At 41.4% G+C, this 21,964-nt stretch carries 20 protein-coding genes and 1 rRNA gene; 14 read left to right on the top strand and 7 right to left on the bottom strand.

Annotated elements, in window-relative coordinates; translation table 11 throughout:
- Positions 1-138: helix-turn-helix domain-containing protein (locus tag AAY47_RS21070; protein ID WP_047770187.1), on the bottom strand; the 138-nt coding region annotated here is incomplete at its 3' end.
- A 182-nt stretch (positions 139-320) separates the two neighbouring features.
- On the opposite strand from AAY47_RS21070, the gene AAY47_RS18965 reads away from it, so the two are divergent.
- The 3 genes from AAY47_RS18965 (at position 321) to luxS (ending at position 3,516) form a co-directional block, all read left to right on the top strand.
- Positions 321-956 carry a transcriptional regulator gene (locus AAY47_RS18965; RefSeq protein WP_053014355.1) on the top strand — a complete coding sequence of 212 codons (636 nt, stop codon included), beginning with the start codon at positions 321-323 and terminating at the stop codon, positions 954-956.
- Between the two features lie 321 nt (positions 957-1,277).
- Positions 1,278-2,837, top strand: coding sequence for a glutamate--cysteine ligase (gene gshA, locus AAY47_RS18960; RefSeq protein WP_047771891.1), 1,560 nt, complete (start codon positions 1,278-1,280; stop codon positions 2,835-2,837).
- Between the two features lie 163 nt (positions 2,838-3,000).
- Positions 3,001-3,516 (top strand): S-ribosylhomocysteine lyase, encoded by a 516-nt coding sequence (gene luxS, locus AAY47_RS18955; RefSeq protein WP_047771889.1) that lies wholly within the window; start codon positions 3,001-3,003, stop codon positions 3,514-3,516.
- Positions 3,517-3,757: 241 nt separating this feature from the next.
- On the opposite strand, the gene AAY47_RS18950 is transcribed toward luxS, so the two are convergent.
- Both AAY47_RS18950 and AAY47_RS18945 read right to left on the bottom strand, forming a co-directional pair.
- Positions 3,758-5,038 (bottom strand): HlyC/CorC family transporter, encoded by a 1,281-nt coding sequence (locus tag AAY47_RS18950; RefSeq protein ID WP_047771888.1) that lies wholly within the window; start codon positions 5,036-5,038, stop codon positions 3,758-3,760.
- Between the two features lie 52 nt (positions 5,039-5,090).
- Positions 5,091-5,882, bottom strand: a complete 792-nt coding sequence (locus AAY47_RS18945; protein WP_047771892.1) for a cytochrome C assembly family protein — start codon at positions 5,880-5,882, stop codon at positions 5,091-5,093.
- 198 nt (positions 5,883-6,080) lie between these two features.
- Here AAY47_RS18945 and ffh point away from each other — a divergent pair, with 198 nt between their 5' ends.
- From ffh to rplS, 5 genes are all read left to right on the top strand, one after another.
- Positions 6,081-7,442 (top strand): signal recognition particle protein, encoded by a 1,362-nt coding sequence (gene ffh / locus AAY47_RS18940; protein WP_047771886.1) that lies wholly within the window; start codon positions 6,081-6,083, stop codon positions 7,440-7,442.
- A gap of 137 nt (positions 7,443-7,579) precedes the next feature.
- Positions 7,580-7,828, top strand: a complete 249-nt coding sequence (gene rpsP / locus AAY47_RS18935) for a 30S ribosomal protein S16 (protein ID WP_047771885.1) — start codon at positions 7,580-7,582, stop codon at positions 7,826-7,828.
- An 18-nt stretch (positions 7,829-7,846) separates the two neighbouring features.
- Positions 7,847-8,395 carry a ribosome maturation factor RimM gene (gene rimM, locus AAY47_RS18930; RefSeq protein WP_047771884.1) on the top strand — a complete coding sequence of 183 codons (549 nt, stop codon included), beginning with the start codon at positions 7,847-7,849 and terminating at the stop codon, positions 8,393-8,395.
- A gap of 37 nt (positions 8,396-8,432) precedes the next feature.
- On the top strand, positions 8,433-9,185 hold the full coding sequence (gene trmD / locus AAY47_RS18925; RefSeq protein ID WP_047771882.1) for a tRNA (guanosine(37)-N1)-methyltransferase TrmD: 753 nt from the start codon (positions 8,433-8,435) through the stop codon (positions 9,183-9,185).
- A gap of 65 nt (positions 9,186-9,250) precedes the next feature.
- Positions 9,251-9,604: a 50S ribosomal protein L19 gene (rplS, locus tag AAY47_RS18920; protein WP_047771881.1), complete on the top strand. Its 354-nt coding sequence runs from the start codon at positions 9,251-9,253 to the stop codon at positions 9,602-9,604.
- A gap of 114 nt (positions 9,605-9,718) precedes the next feature.
- Here rplS and AAY47_RS18915 read toward each other — a convergent pair whose 3' ends face one another.
- Complete coding sequence (locus AAY47_RS18915) at positions 9,719-11,062, bottom strand: anaerobic C4-dicarboxylate transporter (protein WP_047771879.1); 1,344 nt, start codon at positions 11,060-11,062, stop codon at positions 9,719-9,721.
- A 542-nt stretch (positions 11,063-11,604) separates the two neighbouring features.
- Here AAY47_RS18915 and AAY47_RS18910 point away from each other — a divergent pair.
- Together AAY47_RS18910 and tyrA are read left to right on the top strand one after the other, a co-directional pair.
- Positions 11,605-12,699 (top strand): 3-deoxy-7-phosphoheptulonate synthase, encoded by a 1,095-nt coding sequence (locus tag AAY47_RS18910; protein WP_047771878.1) that lies wholly within the window; start codon positions 11,605-11,607, stop codon positions 12,697-12,699.
- Positions 12,700-12,704: 5 nt separating this feature from the next.
- Positions 12,705-13,826 (top strand): bifunctional chorismate mutase/prephenate dehydrogenase, encoded by a 1,122-nt coding sequence (gene tyrA / locus AAY47_RS18905; RefSeq protein WP_047771877.1) that lies wholly within the window; start codon positions 12,705-12,707, stop codon positions 13,824-13,826.
- Positions 13,827-13,872: 46 nt separating this feature from the next.
- Here tyrA and pheA read toward each other — a convergent pair whose 3' ends face one another.
- The 3 genes from pheA to bamD all read right to left on the bottom strand — a co-directional run bounded on the left by pheA (position 13,873) and on the right by bamD (position 16,864).
- The gene (gene pheA, locus AAY47_RS18900) at positions 13,873-15,027 is read right to left on the bottom strand and encodes a bifunctional chorismate mutase/prephenate dehydratase (RefSeq protein ID WP_047771875.1); all 1,155 of its coding nucleotides are present in this window, start codon (positions 15,025-15,027) and stop codon (positions 13,873-13,875) included.
- Between the two features lie 314 nt (positions 15,028-15,341).
- A complete protein-coding gene (gene raiA, locus AAY47_RS18895; RefSeq protein ID WP_047771873.1) occupies positions 15,342-15,674 on the bottom strand; it encodes a ribosome-associated translation inhibitor RaiA in 333 nt (110 codons plus the stop codon).
- Positions 15,675-16,129: 455 nt separating this feature from the next.
- Positions 16,130-16,864: an outer membrane protein assembly factor BamD gene (gene bamD, locus AAY47_RS18890; RefSeq protein WP_047771871.1), complete on the bottom strand. Its 735-nt coding sequence runs from the start codon at positions 16,862-16,864 to the stop codon at positions 16,130-16,132.
- A gap of 136 nt (positions 16,865-17,000) precedes the next feature.
- Here bamD and rluD point away from each other — a divergent pair, with 136 nt between their 5' ends.
- The 4 genes from rluD to AAY47_RS18870 all read left to right on the top strand — a co-directional run.
- On the top strand, positions 17,001-17,978 hold the full coding sequence (rluD, locus tag AAY47_RS18885) for a 23S rRNA pseudouridine(1911/1915/1917) synthase RluD (protein WP_047771869.1): 978 nt from the start codon (positions 17,001-17,003) through the stop codon (positions 17,976-17,978).
- A 4-nt stretch (positions 17,979-17,982) separates the two neighbouring features.
- On the top strand, positions 17,983-18,714 hold the full coding sequence (yfiH, locus tag AAY47_RS18880) for a purine nucleoside phosphorylase YfiH (RefSeq protein WP_047771868.1): 732 nt from the start codon (positions 17,983-17,985) through the stop codon (positions 18,712-18,714).
- A gap of 129 nt (positions 18,715-18,843) precedes the next feature.
- Positions 18,844-21,417, top strand: a complete 2,574-nt coding sequence (gene clpB / locus AAY47_RS18875) for an ATP-dependent chaperone ClpB (RefSeq protein ID WP_047771866.1) — start codon at positions 18,844-18,846, stop codon at positions 21,415-21,417.
- A 451-nt stretch (positions 21,418-21,868) separates the two neighbouring features.
- Positions 21,869-21,964 (top strand): 16S ribosomal RNA (locus AAY47_RS18870); the annotation flags it as partial.

Raw genomic sequence — 21,964 nt, 5'->3', positions numbered from 1 at the left:
AAGGGCATTTTTTAATGTGTCAGGGGCTAACCCTGCCAATGTTGAAAGCTCCCTCATTGTGAACCCTGCTTTGTGTATAGCTGCCACAATATCAATGCGATGCCAATCAACGGGAATTATCACTTCATTTCCATTCATATTTCGACTACCCTAAAAATATTATCCACGCGGATAATCCGCTGGGGTTATCCGTCTGGATATAGTGTTGATCCAAATTGAACCCACGTAAAGCAAAAAAATCACTTTCTTTTGTCTTTTTGAGTTTACTGGATTCAAAGTGATAAAAAACGTTGTGTGTCAATTAGTTAGGTGAAAGGAAAATGAGTGTAGTAAAAACGGATAAACTTTCTTTTCTCCCCGAGAGAAAAGAAACTGAAAAAGAAACTTTTAAAGACCGATTGAAGCTGCTGATAGGTAAGCGAAGTGTAAGGGCAGCAGCAAAAGATTGGGAGCTTTCTGTATCAACTTTGAACAATTATCTTAATAGAGGTACTGAACCAACTTTAAGTGTAATAAATACAATATCCTCTATTGAGAACATTAGTATAGATTGGCTTGCTAATGGTTCTAGAGAGGTCACTAACTCTAATGTTACGAGTGTTGTTGAATCGGTTAATACTGATATCTCAAAACATGAATTAGTTCAATTGAAACAAGCATGGGATATGGTATTTGATTCTATAGAACCTAGCGAAGCCAGTGATTTATTGAAGTATATACATAGAAATGGAGTTGTTAGCATTCTCAATAGAGGACAAAAGAAAACATTGCAAGATGCAATTGAGGACACTATTGATTCTTTGCCTATCAGAGATACATTAAAACAAGCAATTAAGGTTGCTCTGCCTGGTGATGAAGCCCTCGACAAAGAGATTTTGCGCCGTATTAGCAATGATGAAGGGAGCGTGGAACCTGAAACTGGTATAGTTCAGGCAGTAAATAAAAACGCAGGGTGATTGTGATATTTCATACCTGATCAATCACCTTGTAAATGTTGTTTAAAACCTCTCAAACTATGATCAAAACAGTGCAGAATTAAACGCATAAAATAACAAAAATTATCAATTCTCCCTGGATAGTGCAAAATCGCCTCTCACCCCTATACCTCAATCATATCAAGGCTTTTCGGCCAAATCCCTATCTTTTTATTTAGTGCAGAATTGATCACCTCCCCACAGGAAGTGCATTGCTACCTCTATGTAATCAGCGACAACTTGACTTGTTTCATATAAAGTGAACTTTTAGTAATAATCTTTTAAACTCCACGGGAGGACAAATTGATCCCGGACGTATCAAAAGCATTGTCATGGTTAGAGGCAAACCCAACCGTATTAAACGGTATTTGCCGAGGCATTGAACGTGAAACATTGCGTGTTACTCCAGACGGTCATTTAGCTAAGACAGAGCATCCAAAATCACTTGGTGCTTCTTTAACGCATAAATGGATTACAACTGATTTTGCTGAATCTCTATTGGAGTTTATTACCCCTGTCGATAGTAATATAGATAGAACCATTGCTTTCCTTAAAGATTTGCATATCTATACCGCTCGGAATCTGAACAATGAAAAAATGTGGCCTTTAAGTATGCCATGTTTTATCGATGAAGAAGAAAATATCACTTTGGCTCAATATGGTACGTCTAACCTAGGCCGCTTTAAGACCTTGTATCGTGAAGGATTAAAGAGTCGTTATGGCGCATTAATGCAAACAATTTCTGGAGTGCATTATAACTTTTCTCTGCCAATGAGTTTTTGGCAGGCGTGGTTAGGTATTAAAGACGCTGAAACAGGAAAAGAGCAGATTTCAGATGGCTATCTTCGTTTGATCCGCAATTATTACCGCTTTGGCTGGGTGATCCCTTATTTATTTGGTGCATCTCCGGCAATCTGTTCTTCATTCTTACGTGGACGAAATACAGCATTATCTTTTGAGAAAACAGAAAGAGGGACTTGTTACCTGCCTTATGCGACTTCGTTGAGGATGAGTGACCTGGGGTATACCAACAAATCGCAAAGTGATCTGAATATTACTTTTAATCATCTTCATACCTATATAGAGGGGCTTAAGAAAGCAATTCATAAGCCATCAGAAGAATTTGCGGCAATCGGTATCAAAAAAGGAGATAAGTACTTACAGCTCAATACTAATGTTCTTCAAATTGAAAATGAGTTGTATGCACCCATTCGTCCAAAGCGAGTCACGAAAGAGAGAGAATCACCTTCAGATGCTTTATTGAGAGGTGGTATAGAATATATTGAAGTGCGTTCTTTAGATATTAATCCTTTTTCCTCTATTGGGGTCGATGAGACGCAAATTCGTTTTCTTGACTTATTTTTGATATGGTGTGCTCTGGCTGATGCCCCTGAAATGGGAAATGAGGAACTTGCCTGTTGTCGTGGAAACTGGAATAAAGTTATCTTAGAAGGGCGTAAACCAGGGTTGTCTATTGGTCTTGGTTATGGGGTTGAACAACAACCGCTTAAGATTGTGGGACAAGAATTATTCAGGGATTTAGAGCGAGTTGCTGAAGTCCTGGATGCCTGTTCAGGGACCCAATATCAATCAGTCTGTAAAGAATTGGTTAATATGTTTGAAGATCCATCACTAACGTTTTCAGCACGTGTCCTGGACAAGATGAAATCTCAGGGGATAGTTGGTTTTGGGTTGGAATTGGCAGGCCAGTATCATAATGAATTGATTGAAGAATATTATTCAATTTTGAATGATGAAAATTTTTCTGTTGAGCGTGAAGCTTCTGTGTCACGCCAGCATGACCTTGAACAGCATGATAACATGAACTTTGAAGGGTATTTAAAACTTCATACAGGGCGTTAAAAAAGAAAAAGGCCACCACAGGTGGCCAAATAAAATATCTTAGAGAATAGGGATGATAACAATTTTTGCGCGTCTTCATATCTTATGACTAGCCGCAAATGAAAAGGTTTCATTTATCTGAAAAAATCTTCATAAAAAATCTGATACCTCAGGAGGTAGTATTATGCCTTTATTGGATAGTTTTACAGTTGACCATACTCGTATGGCTGCACCTGCTGTTAGAGTTGCCAAGACAATGAACACGTCTCACGGCGATACTATCACAGTATTTGATTTACGTTTTTGTGTTCCTAATAAAGCAGTGATGCCAGAACGAGGTATTCACACACTTGAGCATTTGTTTGCAGGTTTTATGCGCAATCATTTGAACGGTGATGGTGTTGAAATCATTGATATTTCTCCAATGGGATGTCGTACTGGTTTTTATATGAGCTTAATCGGTGCTCCAGAAGAATTGAGAGTGGCTGAGTCTTGGAAAGCGGCAATGGAAGATGTGCTAAAAGTTCAAGATCAGAATCAGATCCCAGAATTAAACATTTATCAGTGCGGTACATATGAAATGCACTCATTGAAAGAAGCTCAAGATATTGCTCAACGTATCCTTGATTCTGGTGTTCGTGTCAATTATAACGATGAATTGGCACTGCCTGAAGAAAAACTGGTGGAGCTTCAAGTTTAGTTTGTTAGATATTGTATAAGATGCGGTATCTCAACGATTATTACACTTGGTTAAGTAGTCAGATCTGCTTTATATTATTGAGGGGCTAGCTTATTCTGCTAGCCCTGAATTGGTGTTCTTTTCTCTCTATATTTTTAAAATTATCAGATTTTTTAATTATTTTCCTTTGGTTACATAGACAGATTAGATTGAGTATTAATCCGAGTGTATTATAGCGGTTAACTTATTCACTGAATTAATTTTATACTTTATTCGTATTTGGGTTTATCTGCGTTACACGAACTTGCTTGATAACATTATCTTGCACCGCAAGAACCTCAAAATTGTATTTATTAATCTGCACGTTAGCGCTTAATTCAGGAATTTCACCTAGTTCTTCCAGAATCATTCCATTCATTGTCCTTGGACCATCTTCGGGAAGTGCCCAACCGAAAGCCTTGTTTAATTCACGTATATTGGCTGTGCCATCAACCAGAACAGAGCCGTCACTTTGCGGCAGAACTTCTTCCGCCAGAGTTGGTGACATAGAAGTGGTAAAATCGCCGACAATTTCTTCCAAAATATCCTCGACAGTCACTAATCCTTGAATATCGCCATATTCATCAACGATCAGACCCGCTTTTTGTTTATTACGTTGGAAATTAATAAGTTGAATATTTAAGGGAGTGCTAACTGGGATAAAGTAGATTTTATCTGCGGCTTTGAGTAAATTTCTTTTTGTAAATTCTTTTTTCTCCATCATCAGTCGATAGGCTTCACGTACTCGGAGCATACCGATAGCATCATCAAGGGAGTCACGATATAACACAATACGTCCATGTGGGGAGTGTGTCAGTTGCCTGATAACGCACTTCCAATCATTGTTAATATCAATGCCGACAATTTCATTACGTGGGATCATAATGTCACCAACGGTGACTTTCTCAAGATCTAATATTGAGAGCAGCATATCTTGATTGCGGCGTGATAGATTGACGTTTGATTCATTTACAATTGTGCGTAGCTCGTCTTTACTGACAGCATCATTGCGGATATTAGAGGTTTTGATACCTAAACAGCGCATAAACAGCAAACTGATCTTATTAAATGACCAAACAAGGGGCAGCATAATTTTTTCTAGCGGGCGTAACAGGAAGCTACTTGGGAATGCAATTCTTTCAGGGTAAAGCGCTGCGATGGTCTTTGGCATCACTTCAGAAAAAATAAGAATAATGAATGTGAGTACACCTGTTGCAATGGCTACACCGGCATCGCCATAGAGTCGCATACCAACGATAGTAGCAAGAGAGGACGCCAAAATATTGACAAGATTATTACCGATAAGTATCAGGCTAATGAGTCTGTCTGGATAACGCAGCAGAGATTCCACCCTGCGTGCGGGATTGTTCCCCTGTTTAGCCAAATGGCGTAAACGATATCGGTTGATTGTCATCATGCTAGTTTCAGAGGCAGAGAAATAAGCTGAAACAATAACCATAACAACAAGAATTATAATCAGTGTACTTGTTGAGACATTCTCCAAAACAGAATTCCTTCCTAATAATTATACAAATTAGCGATGATAAATTAACTTTTTAATAAACCATCATTTCCTGTAATAGCCTGCTACCGAAAAAAGCCAGTGTTAGAATAAATGCGCCAATCAAATTGAACCAAATAACACGTTTGCCACGCCATCCTTCATGATAATGCCCCCAAAGCAAAATAACGTAAATAAACCATGCAATGATAGATAAAACAGATTTATGGATATTTTCTTTACTGAAAATATCATCCATGTACATGATGCCAGTACAGAGTGTCAATGTTAGTAAAATTACACCAACTTGGGTAATGTGAAACATTTTCCGCTCAATTGTCATCAATGGGGGAATACCCGAGGTAAATGTGAGTTTTTTCTTTTTAAGCTGATGATCCAACCAACCCAGTTGTAATGCATAAAGCGCGGCAATGAGTAAAGTAGCATAGCCAAGTAATGCCAGCCCAATATGAATAAATAATTCGATACTACCTTCAAGATGAGTAATAAATTCTCCCGGCATCATGCTAGCCAGTATCAAATTGATCATGGCGAAGCTGTAAACAATCGGCAGTAAAAACCATGCACGTCCACGGAAAGCAACGACTGTCATGATGATGCACATAAGCAAGCTAACAATTGAGCCTAAATTCAATAAAGTGAGATTTTGCCCGCTGCTAACATGAAAAATTTGGTATTTTAATGCAATCACGTGGGTGACTAACGCTACAACGGCAAAAGAAAGTGCCAGTTTTTGATAACTGTTTTGCTGGCGCAATAAACCTGGCACGATGAGCGTCAGACTAATGAGATAGGTAAGTAAAGCAATAATTGAAAATATCAGCATAACGTTTATCGTTTTCACAATGGAATCCATTGGGTATGGATTAAACCTGAAATTTAAGTATACCGCTAGCAGGAGTAGCCTCCAACCGTTGTTAATCATACTTGGGAATCTCTTTGCAGAGATCACATAATCATCGTGCTATAATTTGCGAAATTTGCCATACAGGTAGACCCACCTGTAGATATCTGAGCTGAGACAATGTTTGATAATTTAACTGACAGACTATCGCGCACATTGCGCAATATCAGCGGTCGTGGACGGCTGACAGAAGATAATATTAAAGATACGCTGCGCGAAGTTCGTATGGCTTTGCTCGAAGCGGATGTTGCATTACCTGTCGTGCGCGATTTTATTGCACGAGTCAAAGAAAGCGCTGTAGGGCATGAGGTTAACAAAAGTCTGACTCCAGGTCAGGAATTCGTCAAAATCGTTCAAAATGAATTGGTTATGGCGATGGGAGAGGTTAACAGTGAACTGAACCTTTCCACACAGCCTCCTGCGGTGGTTCTTATGGCTGGTTTGCAAGGTGCAGGTAAAACGACCAGCGTTGCTAAATTAGGTAAATTGCTGAAAGAGAAAAACAAGAAAAAAGTCTTGGTTGTTTCTGCTGACGTATACCGACCTGCGGCGATCAAACAGCTTGAAACCTTGTCTGAAACAGTTGGAGTTGACTTTTTCCCTTCCGATCCACAGGAAAAACCTGTTGATATTGTCAATAAAGCAATCCAACATGCTAAGTTGAAATTCTATGATGTACTGTTAGTCGATACAGCAGGCCGTCTGCATGTTGATGAAGCTATGATGGATGAAATCAAAGCGGTTCATGCAGCTATCAATCCTGTTGAAACCCTGTTTGTTGTTGATGCAATGACAGGTCAAGATGCGGCAAATACAGCAAAAGCATTCAATGAAGCATTACCATTAACCGGGATTGTCCTGACGAAAGTAGATGGTGATGCACGTGGCGGTGCTGCGCTTTCCATCCGCCATATCACGGGTAAGCCTATCAAATTTCTCGGCGTTGGTGAAAAAACGGATGCATTAGAACCTTTCCATCCTGATCGCATTGCATCCCGCATTCTGGGCATGGGAGATATGCTTTCACTGATCGAGGAGCTTGAAAGCAAAGTTGACCATACCCAAGCGGAAAAATTGGCGTCCAAACTGAAAAAAGGTGACGGCTTTGATTTAAGCGATTTTCTTGAACAGCTTAAACAAATGCGTAATATGGGCGGAATGGCTAGCATGTTGAACAAAATGCCGGGTATGTCGCAGATCCCTGATGCTGTCAAATCTCAAATGGATGACAAAATTCTGGTTAAAATGGAAGCCATCATTAATTCCATGTCGCGTAAAGAGCGTGAAAAACCAGAAATCATCAAAGGTTCCCGTAAGCGCCGTATTGCGATGGGATCGGGCACACAGGTGCAGGATGTCAACCGATTGCTGAAACAGTTTGATGAAATGCAGCGTATGATGAAAAAGATGAAGAAAGGTGGTTTGGCAAAAATGATGCGAGGCATGAAAGGTATGCTACCACCGGGATTTATGGGGCGATAATCAACAAAGTTGCGAAAGAAAATGTTCTTTGGATTGCTTTTTGCGCCAAAGTGAGTAAAATTTTCGGGCTTTTAAATGGACAACCGGACTCCATTCCTCGATGGAGTCTGGTTGTTTTGCTAACTAATGAGGATGTTATGGTAACAATTCGTTTAGCTCGTGGCGGCGCAAAAAAGCGTCCGTTTTATCAAGTAGTCGTGACCGATAGCCGCAATGCGCGTGATGGTCGTTTTATTGAGCGTGTTGGTTTCTTCAACCCAATCGCTTCAGGAAAAGCAGAAACTCTGCGTTTAGATCTGGACCGTGTCGAACATTGGATTGGTCTGGGTGCATCTGTGTCTGATCGTGTTGCTACACTGATCAAAGACGCTAAGAAAGCAGCTTAATCTGTCGCGGTGGTAACAATGAGCAAACAATCTGGTCTGAAGCACCCTGTTGAGCCAATTGTATTGGGGAAGTTAGGGTCTGCATATGGCATTCGTGGTTGGCTCAGAGTTTTTTCTTCCACCGAACATGCCGAAGACATTTTTGAATATCAACCGTGGTTTATTCAACGCTTAGGCCAGTGGCAACACATTGAACTGGAAGCATGGAAATATCATAACCAAGATATTATCGTCAAAATCAAAGACATTGACGATCGGGATGCGGCGAATTTATTCACTAACTGTGAAATTGTGGTGGATTGTGGTCAATTACCAGAACTGGATGAGGGTGATTATTACTGGAAAGACCTTATTGGCTGCCAAGTAATAAATACAGCCGGTTATAACCTTGGGACCATTCATGACATGATGGAAACGGGTTCTAACGATGTGATGGTAATAAAAGCAAACCTGAAAGATGCATTCGGTATCAAGGAGCGGCTGGTTCCGTTTCTTGATGGGCAGGTTATCAAGAAAGTCGATCTCGCTACCAAAACTATTGAGGTAGATTGGGATCCTGGTTTTTAATCTCCGGTAAAAACGGCTTAAATGAGTGGGACGCAGTATGTGGATTGGGGTTATTAGCCTGTTTCCTGAAATGTTCCGCGCAATAACCGATTACGGGGTAACTGGTCGGGCAGTAAAAAATGGCCTGTTGAGTATCGAATGCTGGAATCCAAGGGATTTTACCTACGACCGGCATCGTACTGTTGATGATCGCCCTTATGGCGGTGGTCCAGGCATGCTGATGATGGTGCAACCATTACGGGAAGCCATTCATGCAGCTAAAGCTTCTACAGGTGATGGTGCAAAGGTGATTTATCTTTCACCTCAGGGACGCAAACTCGATCAACAGGGAGTTTGTGAACTGGCAACAAATGAGAAATTAATTCTGGTTTGCGGGCGTTATGAAGGTATTGATGAGCGTATCATCCAAACCGAAATTGACGAAGAGTGGTCTGTCGGTGATTACGTTCTTAGCGGGGGAGAACTTCCTGCAATGACGATGATTGACTCGATATCGCGGTTTATTCCGGGAGTATTAGGGCGTCAAGCATCGGCAGAAGAAGACTCATTCGCTGATGGATTGTTGGATTGCCCCCATTATACTCGCCCTGAAGTGTTAGATAGTATGGAAGTTCCCCCAGTTTTGCTGTCGGGAAACCATGCAGAAATTAATCGCTGGCGAATGAAACAGTCGCTTGGCCGAACCTGGTTAAGAAGGCCCGAACTTCTAGAAAACCTAGCTCTGACTGACGAGCAAAGGATGTTGCTATCTGAGTTCCAACGGGAATATCAAGATCAGGCAACGAATTAATCCAGACATATCCCGCCGAAGGGATATCTTTGATATATCAGTTTACCTAGGGTAAGAGAGTTATTATGAGCAACATTATTAAACAACTTGAACAAGAGCAGATGAAGCAAGACGTACCTTCATTCCGTCCGGGTGACACCGTGGAAGTTAAGGTATGGGTCGTTGAAGGTTCTAAAAAGCGTCTGCAGACATTCGAGGGCGTGGTTATTGCGATTCGTAACCGCGGTCTGCACTCTGCATTCACTGTTCGTAAGATTTCTAACGGCGAAGGCGTTGAGCGTGTATTCCAGACTCACTCCCCAGTCGTAGACAGCATCAGTGTTAAACGTCGTGGTGCTGTTCGCAGAGCTAAACTGTACTACCTGCGTGAGCGTTCTGGTAAAGCAGCTCGTATTAAAGAGCGTCTGAACGCAAGATAATACGCTTTTGCTACATCCGAAAGTTATTAAAGGCCAGCGAATATGCTGGCCTTTTTACATTCTAAATCAGGAAACTTATTTTTTCAGTCGTAAGCCTGGTAAGGGCACAGTGAGTTACATAAACGTACTGACTAATACATACCCTACTGTACAGGCACCACTGACGCCAATCAATCCTGGTAAAAGAAAGCTGTGGTTGATAATGAATTTCCCAATTTTTGTTGTACCTGAACGGTCAAAACCAATACAAGCCAAATCGCTTGGATAAGTAGGCAAAACAAAATAGCCATAGGCGGCAGGGAAGAAAGCGATCAGAAGCTTAGGATCAACCCCAAGCTGTAATCCCATTGGTGCAATAGCTGTTAAGGCTGCGGCTTGGCTGTTAACCAGTTTTGATACTAAAAACAGCACAAGGGCATAAGTCCACGGCTGTGCCTGAACCACATCTTCCAGGATTAGTTTTAATTCACCTAAATGTGAGTGGAAGAAAGTATCGCTCATCCATGCCACACCAAAAACAGAAAAAATCGCAACCATACCTGCTTTGAACACGGCACTATTGGCGATTTCACTGGTTTTGACTTTACAGGCCATCAATATAATGGAGCCTGCAATTAACATCATCATCTGGATCACCAGATTCATGGAAAGGGGTTTTAGTGTACCTTTTACTTCAAAAGAAGGACGTAATTCGGTGAATGCACCGAGCAAGACTACAACGGCAATTGCGGCAAAGAAAACCCAGGTTGCCCAATAAGCCTGCTTAGGAAAGACTTGATCCAATAGAGTATCAGACCCACCATAAATAAACTCACGTTGCTTTGGATCTTTGATTTTCGCCTGGAATTCTTCGTCCTGATCAAGATCTTTTCCTCGACGTAGGCTCCATAATGCAGCAAGTATGACTCCAGTGAGTGATGCTGGTATTGAAACAACCAAAATGTCCAATATCCCGTACGCCTGCCCAATACCATGACTGGCAGCAATAATTGACACCAAAGAAACAACGGCGACAGATACAGGAGAAGCGGTAATTGCCATTTGGGAAGCGACAGAAGCAACAGCCATTGGCCGTTCAGGGCGAATCCCTTTTTTCAAGGCAATATCGCCAATGATTGGAAACATGGTATAAACCACATGACCAGTACCGCAAAGAAAAGTGAGCATCCAAGTGGTCAGTGGTGCCAAAATGGTGATATGTTGCGGGTGACGACGCAGTAAGCGCTCTGCAAACTGCATCATAACATTTAGCCCACCTGCTGTTTGTAAAACGGATGCGCAACCGATAACAGCAAGAATAGTCAGCATTACATCAACGGGGGGTTTACCGGGTTCCAAACCAAAGACAAAAGTCAGTATAAAAAGCCCAATACCACTGATCAGTCCCAACCCCATTCCTGCATAACGCGTACCTATCAATAAGCATATGATTATTATAGTAAATTGCAGCGTTATCATATCTATCCTTAATAAATATTTGAAAAATAAATAGAAGTTGGTCATACCGATTTTTGTATCTGTATGACTTATAACTTCATTTGTAAGCTATTAGTCATAGCTTTAGATCTATTGGATATAGCTATTGTTTATAAATATTGGTTTATAGTTTCATGGAAACATTAAAAACACATATTAATATTATTAGAATATTTATATAAAAATGAGATTGAGATCTTGTTTTTATTATTTGATTTATAAAGATATTTATTTGTGTAACAAATTATACGCAGATAGTTAATCAATTATTTCTATTTTGATGTTATTGTAAATTATTATTTACAATGCGTTAACTTTAATGATTGTTTATATATTTTGACATGAAAATAAAATTCAATGGCTTGTTAGTATCTCCACTATATCAATGGATCTTGCATTTTTATGTAAATTAATATTTACAGTTTGTGGGAAATATTTACGATTTTGGATTGTATTCTTTACGGCTCATGGTATGTTATCCAACAGACACTTAGACACATATTAAACAGACAAGGCAGGTAGAAATGATCATGCAAAAAGACGCTCTGAATAACGTTCATATCCTTGATGAGCAAGTCCTCATCACACCGGAAGAGCTGAAACGGAAATATCCGTTGAATAGCCGTGATCGACATGCCATTACAAACGCGCGTAATACCATCGCTGACATTATTCAGCATCGTGATCCTCGTTTATTAGTGGTATGTGGTCCATGTTCAATTCATGATGTGGATGCAGCCTTGGACTATGCCCGCCGTTTGAAAGCGCTTTCTGCTGAATTGGGTGATTGTCTGTATATTGTTATGCGTGTCTATTTTGAAAAGCCTCGTACAACTGTTGGTTGGAAAGGGCTAATTAGTGATCCCTATATGGATGGTTCATTTGATATGGATGCGGGGCTGCATATTGCCCGTCGCCTGTTGTTGAATCTGGTAGAAATGGGATTGCCTTTGGCGAATGAGGCACTTGATCCCAATAATCCACAATACTTAGGGGATCTATTTAGCTGGTCAGCAATTGGCGCTAGAACAACTGAATCTCAAACTCATCGTGAAATGGCATCAGGGTTGTCTGTGCCAGTCGGATTTAAAAATGGCACAGATGGTAGTTTAAATACCGCGATTAATGCTATGAAAGCAGCAGCAATGCCTCATCGCTTTATGGGGATAAATCAGTCAGGTCAGGTTTGTTTGTTGCACACTCGGGGTAATCCGAATGGACATGTGATATTGCGTGGTGGTGCCGTGCCGAATTACAGTGCAGAACACGTTGCTGATTGTGAACGCCAAATGATTAAAGCAGGGCTGATACCATCACTGATGATTGATTGCAGTCATGGTAATTCCAATAAAGATTTTCGTCGCCAGAGTATCGTTGTGGATTCTGTTATTGAACAGATGATGTCCAAAAATCAATCCATCATTGGAATTATGTTGGAAAGCCATATTAATGAGGGCAATCAATCCTCCGAGCAGCCTCGTTCTGAGATGGAATATGGTGTTTCGGTGACAGACGCCTGTATTAACTGGCAGACTACGGAGCAAATATTGAGAAAACTGTATCAACAAATCGCTCCACATTTGGCTAATCGAAACATAATGATGGAAAAAGCAGGATAATCAATATGACGACAGAATTGTCACAATTAAGGACTCAAATTGATGAGGTAGATAAAACCTTATTATCGTTGCTGGCGAAAAGAATGGATTTAGTCGCGCAAGTTGGTGAAGTTAAAAGTCAACTCGGCTTACCGATTTATGATCCTGATAGGGAGGCTGCTATGTTGGCTTCCCGCCGTCAGGAGGCGGAAAATATGGGAATTCCGCCTGATTTAATTGAAGATATCTTGCGCCGAATTATGCGGGAGTCTTATGTCAGTGAGAATAACAAAGGCTTTAAAAAACTCGCCACTCATTTAGGACCTGTGGTCATTGTAGGTGGTTCAGGCAAAATGGGCCGATTATTCAGTCGATTGTTGACGTTGTCTGGCTATGAAGTCAGGGTGCTCGAAGCTGACGATTGGGATAACGCCGAACATATATTGGCTGGAGCAGGGATGGTGATCGTCAGTGTTCCCATTCACTTGACAGAGAAGATTATCCGTCGATTGCCTCCTTTACCAGAACAGTGCATTTTAGTTGATTTGGCTTCAATCAAACAAAGACCGTTAAGTGCGATGCTTGAAGTACATAAAGGGCCTGTTTTAGGGTTACATCCTATGTTTGGGCCAGATATAGGTAGCTTTGCGAAACAAGTGGTTGTGTATTGCGATGGGCGCTATCCAGAGTCATACCAATGGTTTTTGGAACAGATTTCAGTATGGGGAGCGAGGTTGTACCCCATCACCGCAGAGAAGCATGATAGAAATATGAGTTTCATTCAGGCGTTGCGTCATTTCACTACCTTCTCTTACGGACGATATCTTGCAAAGGAAGATATCGACTTACAGCAATTACTTTCGCTGTCTTCACCGATATATCGATTGGAGCTAGCGATGGTAGGACGATTATTTGCACAAGATGCCCAACTGTATGCTGATATTATTATGTCTAGTCCTGAAAATATTGCACTTATACGTGGCTATTACCAAAGTTTCGGGCAGGTGCTGGAAATTTTGGAACAACAAGATAAGTCAGCTTTTATTGAGAGCTTTAACCAAGTGAGTGGTTGGTTTGGTGATGAAGCAGCTCGATTTATGAAGGAAAGTCGAGTGCTTTTACAGCAGGCTAGTGACAACCGAGTATAGGTCTTATTTTAAAACCGGATAGAAACATCCGGTTTCGTTTTTTACTTTAGATAGGATCGATAGGAATGACATTTTCTGATGGGTAAGATCCTAACACTTTCAGCAAACGAGTAATTTCCGTCAATTCTTTCAATGCATGTTGCATTTTCATGGAGCGCAGATTGACTTGCACATCAATATAAAACATCTCTTCCCACGGTTTGCCGTTTATTGGGCGAGACTCCAGTTTACTCATGGGGATATCATGTTTCTTTAGGATAATGAGAGCATCAACCAATGCTCCTGCTTGTTGTCCGGTTGACATAATAAATGTGGTTTTGGCAGGAACTTGATTGGATACGTCAATAGGTTTGCGGGCAACAACAATAAAGCGAGTGCTATTCTCTTGCTGATTCGCTAAATTATTTTCTAAAACATGTAATCCATAGAGAGTGCCGCCTGCTTCACTACCCAATGCGGTTATTTCTGGTGAGTTAAGTTCAGCCACTTTTTGCATAGCAGCAGCAGTGCTTTCACAATAGACAATATTCCAGTCAGGATATTTATTGAGATATTGGCTACATTGTTGAAAAGGTTGGGAATGGCTATAAACGGTTTTTATCCTTGAGATATCAGTTTGCCCGGCAATCAATAGACAGTGGTTGATTGGCAGAGTTATCTCTCCAACAAGGGATAAGGAGGTATGTTGCAATAAATCATAAACCTCATTGATTGCCCCTGAACTGGTATTTTCCAGTGGCAGGATGCCATAATCAGCCTGCCCAATCTCAACCAGTGAGAAAATATCTGAGAATTTGTGACAACTGCACTCAACCAACTGATTAAAGTGACGAGCAGCAAATTGTCGGGCTGCAATATGAGAATATGAACCTTTTGGCCCTAAAAAAGTAATACGGGCAGAATCGTAAGGTGTCTGATTCAAATATTGTTGTAATAACGCCTGTTGGGTGAGAACAGAATCCTCAATGATCATCTGAAATAATCGTGTTATGTAAAATCCATCTAATCCGCGTAACTTTCCTTTATTTATCAATGTATTCAATAATTCTCGTTCACGGTTTTTATCTCGGATAGGGCGATGATTGAGCAGTTTTGTTTGGGCGATGTCACTGGCTAATTGTCGGCGTTTAGCAAGTAGATCCAACAATTCCGCATCAATATGGCTAATTTCTTCTCGTAAACTCACTAAGTCTCTTTCCATAATATGTTCCTGACATTCTTATTATGAGTGTAGCCTGTGCATCATAGATATCTTTTTGATCAGTAAAACAAAAAACCTCCCTGTTGATGGGAGGCTTTTATTCGTCTTCTTAAATTTTCTTTGAAACGAATCAACCTCCTTATGAGAAGGTGGAAAAAAAGAAAAATAACAAAGACGGTTTGATAATCATTTGACCTGTTAGCATGCTACTTTATGGTTTCAATAATGTATTTTAATTAACCTATTTAGCTTGAAGTGTCAACAGGCAGTAAAAACGCGCTCATTGAGCGCGTTAGGGCAAAAATCAGGTGGGATTATACTTCTAAGTTGAGATTAGACTCTTTAACACTGTTATCTGTGCGGCGAGCTTCTGCTTTATGCTGCACTTTATTGAGTTGGCGCTCTAATTTTGTCAGCAGATCATTGATTGCTGCGTACATATCTTCATGTTTAGCGCTGGCCACTAACGTGCCATTCGGTGTGCCGATTGTGGCATCAACCAAGAATCCTTGCGGTTCTTTTGATAGTACGATATGTGGATTTATTAGATTAACTTGCCATTTGCTTAACTTACTTAGACGGTCTTCTACATGGCTACGAATTGCGGGGGTAATTTCCATTTGTTTGCTGGTAATGTTCACTAACATATAGTTACCTCTTTAGATGTTACTCCGTCTCTGGTGCATTCAGCATAGCGCCATTTTGTATAAAAAGAATGATCTAAATCACTTTTATTGAGTGATTTTGGCAGTAAGTGATGGAATTGTGATAGCCAGGGAAGATATGGAGAATATTTGTTGCGAAGAAAAGAGTTATGCGTCATCATTGGTCAGTTGTGGGATTATTAAATTACGTTATAATTACAAAGCTTTCATTGTTTTCAAGGTGAAAATATAGCCAAACATGACAAAAATTGCGCTAATGTATTCAGTTATTTTGTATAAATAATACACAGAGCAAAAAACAAGTCTTATAAAAATCACACTTTTAGTAGTGATATTTCTGACAATAACAACCCTGGCAACTTCAACGAGTAGATAAAAAACAGCAGCCATTTAGCTACTGTTTTTGCTCACTTGTTCAAATCTGATGGGATGAGATTTTATACAGGGTTGGCAGCGATCAGCTGTACCACTTTATTGGCTTCAGCCGTCAATCCTAATTCTTTATAAGCTAACATCATATAAGGGAGTGCTTTCCGGGTTGGATTAGCATCAGGGTAGTCTCGTAGCATTTGTTCTACTCGATTGACAACAGCTACGTAAGCATTGCGTTTAGTGTAATATTGCACAACTGCAAGTTCATATTTGGCTAAACGCTCTTTGAGGAATATTAACCGCTTGGTAGCATCAGTTGAATATTGACTGTTTGGGTAATAGCGCACCAGTTGGTTGAAATCACGGAATGCAGCACGGGCATGTTCAGGATCACGATTTGAACGATCAATCCCGAACAGCCCTTGTAATGGGCTGTCATCATCCAGAGTTTGCGAAACCAAACCACGCATATAGAGTACATAATCGATATTAGGGTGGGTTGGATTCAGGCGCATGAAACGGTCAATGGATGCGAGCGCCAGCGGGTATTCCGCTGATTTGTAATAGGCGTAGATCAGATCAAGTTGAACTTGCTGGGAGTACGGGCCAAAAGGATATCGGTTATCAAGGGATTCCAATTGTTTGATAGCCGATTTATAGTTACCTTCTTGCAGTTTTTCCTGCCCAATTGAATAAATTTGAGATGGCGGGATATCAGGAACAGCATCCTTATTGTTAGAGCATCCAGATAGAACCAGGCTCAATGTGGTCGCTGCCACCAGATATTTCATGCGAATCATCACGTGTTGATTATCCTCTGAGTGTTTTCTGGGAGACTGTCCGTGAAGCTCCCGGCAAAATATGAGTTACAATAGCACACTATTTTAAATGAAACGGCCTCGCCGTCAAAACTCAACGTAAAATATAGAAGTTATAATGGCACAACAAATCCGACTTAATGCAATAGTCGCTGAATCTCAGCTAGGTCAACGTTTAGATCAAGCATTGGCTGAATTGTTCCCTGATTACTCCAGGTCACGTATAAAAGAGTGGATCTTGGATAATAAAGTTCAAGTTAATGGCAAATTAATTAGCAAACCAAAAGAAAAAGTCCTGGGCGGTGAAGAAATTTCCGTTGACGCTATCATTGAAGAAGATACGCGTTGGGAGCCACAGAATATCGAACTGAATATTGTCTATGAAGATGACGATATTTTGGTCATCAATAAACCACGTGATTTGGTTGTTCATCCGGGGGCAGGTAATCCTGACGGTACTGTGTTGAACGCCTTGTTATATCATTATCCTGAAATTGCAGATGTTCCCCGTGCAGGTATTGTTCATCGTCTTGACAAAGATACGACAGGGCTAATGGTTGTGGCAAAAAACGTTCCGGCACAAACTCGTTTGGTGGAATCTTTACAATTACGTGAAATAACCCGTGAATATGAAGCGGTTGCTTTGGGATGTATGACGGCTGGAGGAACGGTAGAAGAACCTATCTCTCGCCATCCAACAAAACGGACACACATGGCAGTACATCCTATGGGTAAACCTGCTGTTACCCATTATCGTGTTATGGAACATTTCCGGGCGCATACTCGATTGCGTTTGCGTTTGGAGACAGGCAGAACACACCAAATTCGGGTGCACATGGCACATATAAAACACCCGTTAGTGGGTGATCCTCTGTACGGTGGGCGACCTCGTCCCTTAAAAGGGGCTTCTGATAAATTTCGCGAAATGATGCGCAATTTTGATCGCCAGGCATTGCATGCAACCATGTTACGTCTTTACCATCCGATCACTGGAATTGAGATGGAATGGCATGCGCCATTACCGGACGACATGGTTAAGTTGATTGAAGTGATGAAAGCGGATGCTGAAACTTTCAAAGATGAGATGGATTGGTAGGTAAATGACACCACTGATTTTTCCTGATTGGCCACAGCCTGATAATGTTGGCGCTTGCAGTACTACCCGTTTAGGCGGAGTAAGCCAGTCCCCATATGACAGTTTAAATCTGGGTAATCATGTTGGGGACGTTCCAGAATACGTGGAACGGAATAGAACGCTGTTGGTTGAATATGCCCAATTGCCGCAGCAGCCTATATGGTTGGAGCAAGTACATGGAATACGTGTTATCACACTTGATGGTCAGCCATTGGTGAATAATCAGGCTGATGCCGTTTACACGAATATCCCTGATCAGGTTTGTGCTGTGATGACAGCAGATTGCTTACCAGTTCTTTTTTGCAGTATTTCTGGTGATGAAGTCGCGGCGGCTCATGCAGGATGGCGCGGATTATGCGCCGGAGTGTTGGAGAATACCGTGTCTCGATTTAGCGCAAAACCTAACATGATCCGTGCGTGGTTGGGGCCTGCTATTGGCCCTGAAAAATTTGAGGTGGGATGTGAGGTTAGGGAAGCTTTCATCGCAACCAATCCTGATCTGGAACACGCTTTCACGCCTTATGGCGATAAGTTTCTGGCAAATATTTACTTACTGGCTAAATTAAAGTTGCAGTCAGTAGGAATAACAGACATTTTTGGTGGAGCCGCATGTACTGTCACGGAGGAAAAAAACTTTTTCTCCTATCGTCGTGATGGTAATACAGGGCGAATGGCAACTTTAATCTGGTTGCGATAACCTACTTTACAGGACGATCTTTGACGTATAGCGGTAAGTTTCCAATTAACTTTACAGAAGACCTTGAATATTTAAGGAATGGCCTTATCTAGTCTCCAGTAGCAAATTCTGACCAGTATTGGAGGTGTTATGCGTCTGGATCGTCTTACCAATAAATTCCAGCTTGCTCTCGCTGACGCCCAATCCCTCGCATTAGGGCGTGATAATCAATTCATCGAACCTATCCACTTGATGAGTGCATTAATTAATCAAGAAGGTGGTTCAGTACGTCCTTTATTGGCCTCGGCAGGGGTGGATACGGGAAGCTTCAATGATCAACTGAATCAGGCTCTGAACCGATTGCCGAAAGTAGAAGGCAATGGTGGAGATGTGCAGGTATCCAACGAACTGGGACGTTATTTAAACCTGTGTGACAAACTTGCCCAAAAATCAGGTGATAACTTCATTTCTTCTGAACTCTATGTTCTGGCCGCGATAGAAGAACGTGGAACATTAAGTGACATGTTGAAAGCGGCGGGAGCAACCAAAGATAAAATCACTAAGGCAATAGAGCAAATGCGCGGTGGTGAAAAAGTAAATGAGCAAGGCGCAGAAGATCAGCGCCAAGCGTTAAAGAAATATACTATTGATCTGACTGAGCGTGCTGAACAAGGCAAATTAGATCCTGTAATTGGGCGTGATGAAGAAATTCGTCGAACTATTCAGGTATTGCAGCGCCGAACCAAAAATAACCCTGTCCTCATTGGTGAACCAGGGGTCGGGAAGACCGCGATTGTCGAAGGTTTGGCTCAGCGTATTGTTAATGGTGAAATTCCAGAAGGGCTGAAAAACAAACGTGTTCTGTCTCTTGATATGGGCGCGTTATTAGCCGGTGCTAAATATCGTGGTGAATTCGAAGAGCGTTTGAAAGGTGTTTTGAACGATCTTGCCAAACAGGAAGGTTCAGTCATTCTGTTTATTGATGAATTGCATACCATGGTAGGCGCAGGCAAAGCCGAAGGCGCAATGGATGCCGGTAACATGTTAAAACCCGCTCTGGCTCGTGGAGAACTGCATTGCGTCGGGGCAACAACACTTGATGAGTATCGTCAATATATAGAAAAAGATGCAGCCTTAGAGCGTCGTTTCCAGAAAGTTTATGTGGCAGAACCTACGGTTGAGGACACGATTGCTATTTTACGTGGGCTGAAAGAGCGATATGAGTTGCATCATCACGTCCAAATTACTGATCCGGCCATCGTAGCGGCTGCAACATTATCTCATCGCTATATTTCTGATCGTATGCTGCCTGACAAAGCCATTGACCTCATTGATGAAGCAGGGGCAAGTCTGCGTATGCAGATGGATTCTAAACCAGAAGCACTGGATCGCCTTGAGCGTCGTGTTATTCAATTAAAGCTTGAGCAGCAAGCACTGAAAAAAGAGTCTGATGATGCCAGTAAAAAACGTTTAGAGATGCTGAACGAAGAATTGGCAGAAAAAGAACGTGAATATTCTGAATTGGAAGAAGAGTGGAAAGCAGAAAAAGCTGAACTTAGTGGTACTCAGAATATTAAGGCTGAATTAGAAAATGCCCGTATTGAATTAGAAAAAGCTCGCCGTAGTGGTGACTTGGCTAAAATGTCTGAAATTCAGTACGGAAAAATTCCGGAATTGGAAAAACGTCTGGCGACAGCAACAACAGCAGAAAATCGTCATATGAAGCTGCTGCGTAACAAAGTCACAGATGCTGAAATCTCTGAAATACTCGCGCGCTGGACAGGGATCCCTGTATCCAGGATGTTGGAAAGCGAAAAGGATAAGCTACTGCGTATGGAGCAAGAATTGCATAAACGTGTGATAGGGCAGAATGAAGCTGTTGATGCCGTATCGAATGCAATTCGTCGTAGCAGAGCGGGATTATCTGATCCCAATCGTCCAATCGGTTCTTTCATGTTCCTGGGACCGACAGGGGTGGGGAAAACAGAATTGTGTAAAGCATTGGCTAATTTCTTGTTCGACAGTGATGATGCCATGGTGCGCATTGATATGTCAGAGTTTATGGAAAAACATGCCGTTTCAAGGTTGGTGGGAGCGCCTCCCGGCTATGTTGGATATGAAGAAGGCGGGTATCTGACAGAAGCGGTGCGCCGTCGTCCTTATTCGGTCATTTTGCTGGATGAAGTAGAGAAAGCTCATCCAGATGTTTTCAATATCTTATTGCAGGTATTGGATGATGGCCGGTTGACTGATGGTCAGGGCAGAACGGTTGATTTTCGTAACACGGTTGTGATTATGACTTCTAACTTAGGCTCCGATATGATTCAGGAGCGCTTTGGTTCACTGGATTATATAGGTATGAAAAATATGGTGATGGAGGTGGTTGGTCACCATTTCAGACCTGAGTTTATCAACCGGGTTGATGAAGTTGTTGTGTTCCATCCATTAGGAAAAGAACATCTGAAATCTATTACGAATATTCAATTGCAGCGTTTATACCAGCGTTTGGAAGATCATGGTTATCAAGTGGAGATAACACCTCCCGCGCTGGAAAAACTAAGCGAAGCTGGTTTTGATCCTGTCTATGGGGCTCGTCCATTGAAACGGGCTATCCAGCAAGAGATTGAAAACCCACTGGCCCAGCAAATTCTTTCTGGCAAATTGATTCCAGGTAAATTAGTGATTCTGGAGTTGGAAGACAATCGTATTGTTGCAAACCAATAATATTGGCTGCTTAAAAAGTTTTTAAGAGGTGTTTTTGCACCTCTTTTTTCTTTTTATAGATTGGAAAAACAACAAATCCGGGTGTTTTGGGTGATAAATAATCGGTTGAAGTCTTTTTTTAAAATAACTATTGCCAGTATCATAAAACTCCCTATAATGCGCTTCCGTTGTCACGACAAACACACAAACCGGTCGGGATGACAACGTGAAAGGCCCTGAAAAATAAGGCTTGACACGAAAAGAGGAAAGCGTAAGATACGCAGCCTCGCAACCCGGAAGGTACTCCCGGTTGCCAACGCTCTTTAACAAATTAATCAGACAATCTGTGTGGGCACTCACAAGACACTATCTGACGCCGAAAGGCGAAAAAGATTAAAACAGTCTTGAAGAGTGACTGAACAGTTAATTCATTATGAACGGACAGTCAGAATTCTTTGAGCATCAAACACTTTAATTGAAGAGTTTGATCATGGCTCAGATTGAACGCTGGCGGCAGGCCTAACACATGCAAGTCGGGCGGCAGCGGGAAGAAGCTTGCTTCTTTGCC

This window comes from Xenorhabdus griffiniae (assembly GCF_001028135.1).
Taxonomy (GTDB): domain Bacteria; phylum Pseudomonadota; class Gammaproteobacteria; order Enterobacterales; family Enterobacteriaceae; genus Xenorhabdus; species Xenorhabdus bakwenae.
The sequence above is the reverse complement of the archived record's forward strand: the minus strand, read 5'-3'. Positions and strand labels throughout refer to the sequence as shown.

Coding starts and splice junctions, on each gene's coding strand:
- raiA (WP_047771873.1), bottom strand. CDS start 15,674: ATGTTAGTGAACATTACCAGCAAACAAATGGAAATTACCCCCGCAATT.
- AAY47_RS18915 (WP_047771879.1), bottom strand. CDS start 11,062: ATGATAACGCTGCAATTTACTATAATAATCATATGCTTATTGATAGGT.
- trmD (WP_047771882.1), top strand. CDS start 8,433: ATGTGGATTGGGGTTATTAGCCTGTTTCCTGAAATGTTCCGCGCAATA.
- rluD (WP_047771869.1), top strand. CDS start 17,001: ATGGCACAACAAATCCGACTTAATGCAATAGTCGCTGAATCTCAGCTA.
- ffh (WP_047771886.1), top strand. CDS start 6,081: ATGTTTGATAATTTAACTGACAGACTATCGCGCACATTGCGCAATATC.
- rimM (WP_047771884.1), top strand. CDS start 7,847: ATGAGCAAACAATCTGGTCTGAAGCACCCTGTTGAGCCAATTGTATTG.
- luxS (WP_047771889.1), top strand. CDS start 3,001: ATGCCTTTATTGGATAGTTTTACAGTTGACCATACTCGTATGGCTGCA.
- AAY47_RS18945 (WP_047771892.1), bottom strand. CDS start 5,882: ATGCTGATATTTTCAATTATTGCTTTACTTACCTATCTCATTAGTCTG.
- AAY47_RS18965 (WP_053014355.1), top strand. CDS start 321: ATGAGTGTAGTAAAAACGGATAAACTTTCTTTTCTCCCCGAGAGAAAA.
- rplS (WP_047771881.1), top strand. CDS start 9,251: ATGAGCAACATTATTAAACAACTTGAACAAGAGCAGATGAAGCAAGAC.
- pheA (WP_047771875.1), bottom strand. CDS start 15,027: ATGGAAAGAGACTTAGTGAGTTTACGAGAAGAAATTAGCCATATTGAT.
- rpsP (WP_047771885.1), top strand. CDS start 7,580: ATGGTAACAATTCGTTTAGCTCGTGGCGGCGCAAAAAAGCGTCCGTTT.
- AAY47_RS18910 (WP_047771878.1), top strand. CDS start 11,605: ATGATCATGCAAAAAGACGCTCTGAATAACGTTCATATCCTTGATGAG.
- tyrA (WP_047771877.1), top strand. CDS start 12,705: ATGACGACAGAATTGTCACAATTAAGGACTCAAATTGATGAGGTAGAT.
- yfiH (WP_047771868.1), top strand. CDS start 17,983: ATGACACCACTGATTTTTCCTGATTGGCCACAGCCTGATAATGTTGGC.
- clpB (WP_047771866.1), top strand. CDS start 18,844: ATGCGTCTGGATCGTCTTACCAATAAATTCCAGCTTGCTCTCGCTGAC.
- bamD (WP_047771871.1), bottom strand. CDS start 16,864: ATGATTCGCATGAAATATCTGGTGGCAGCGACCACATTGAGCCTGGTT.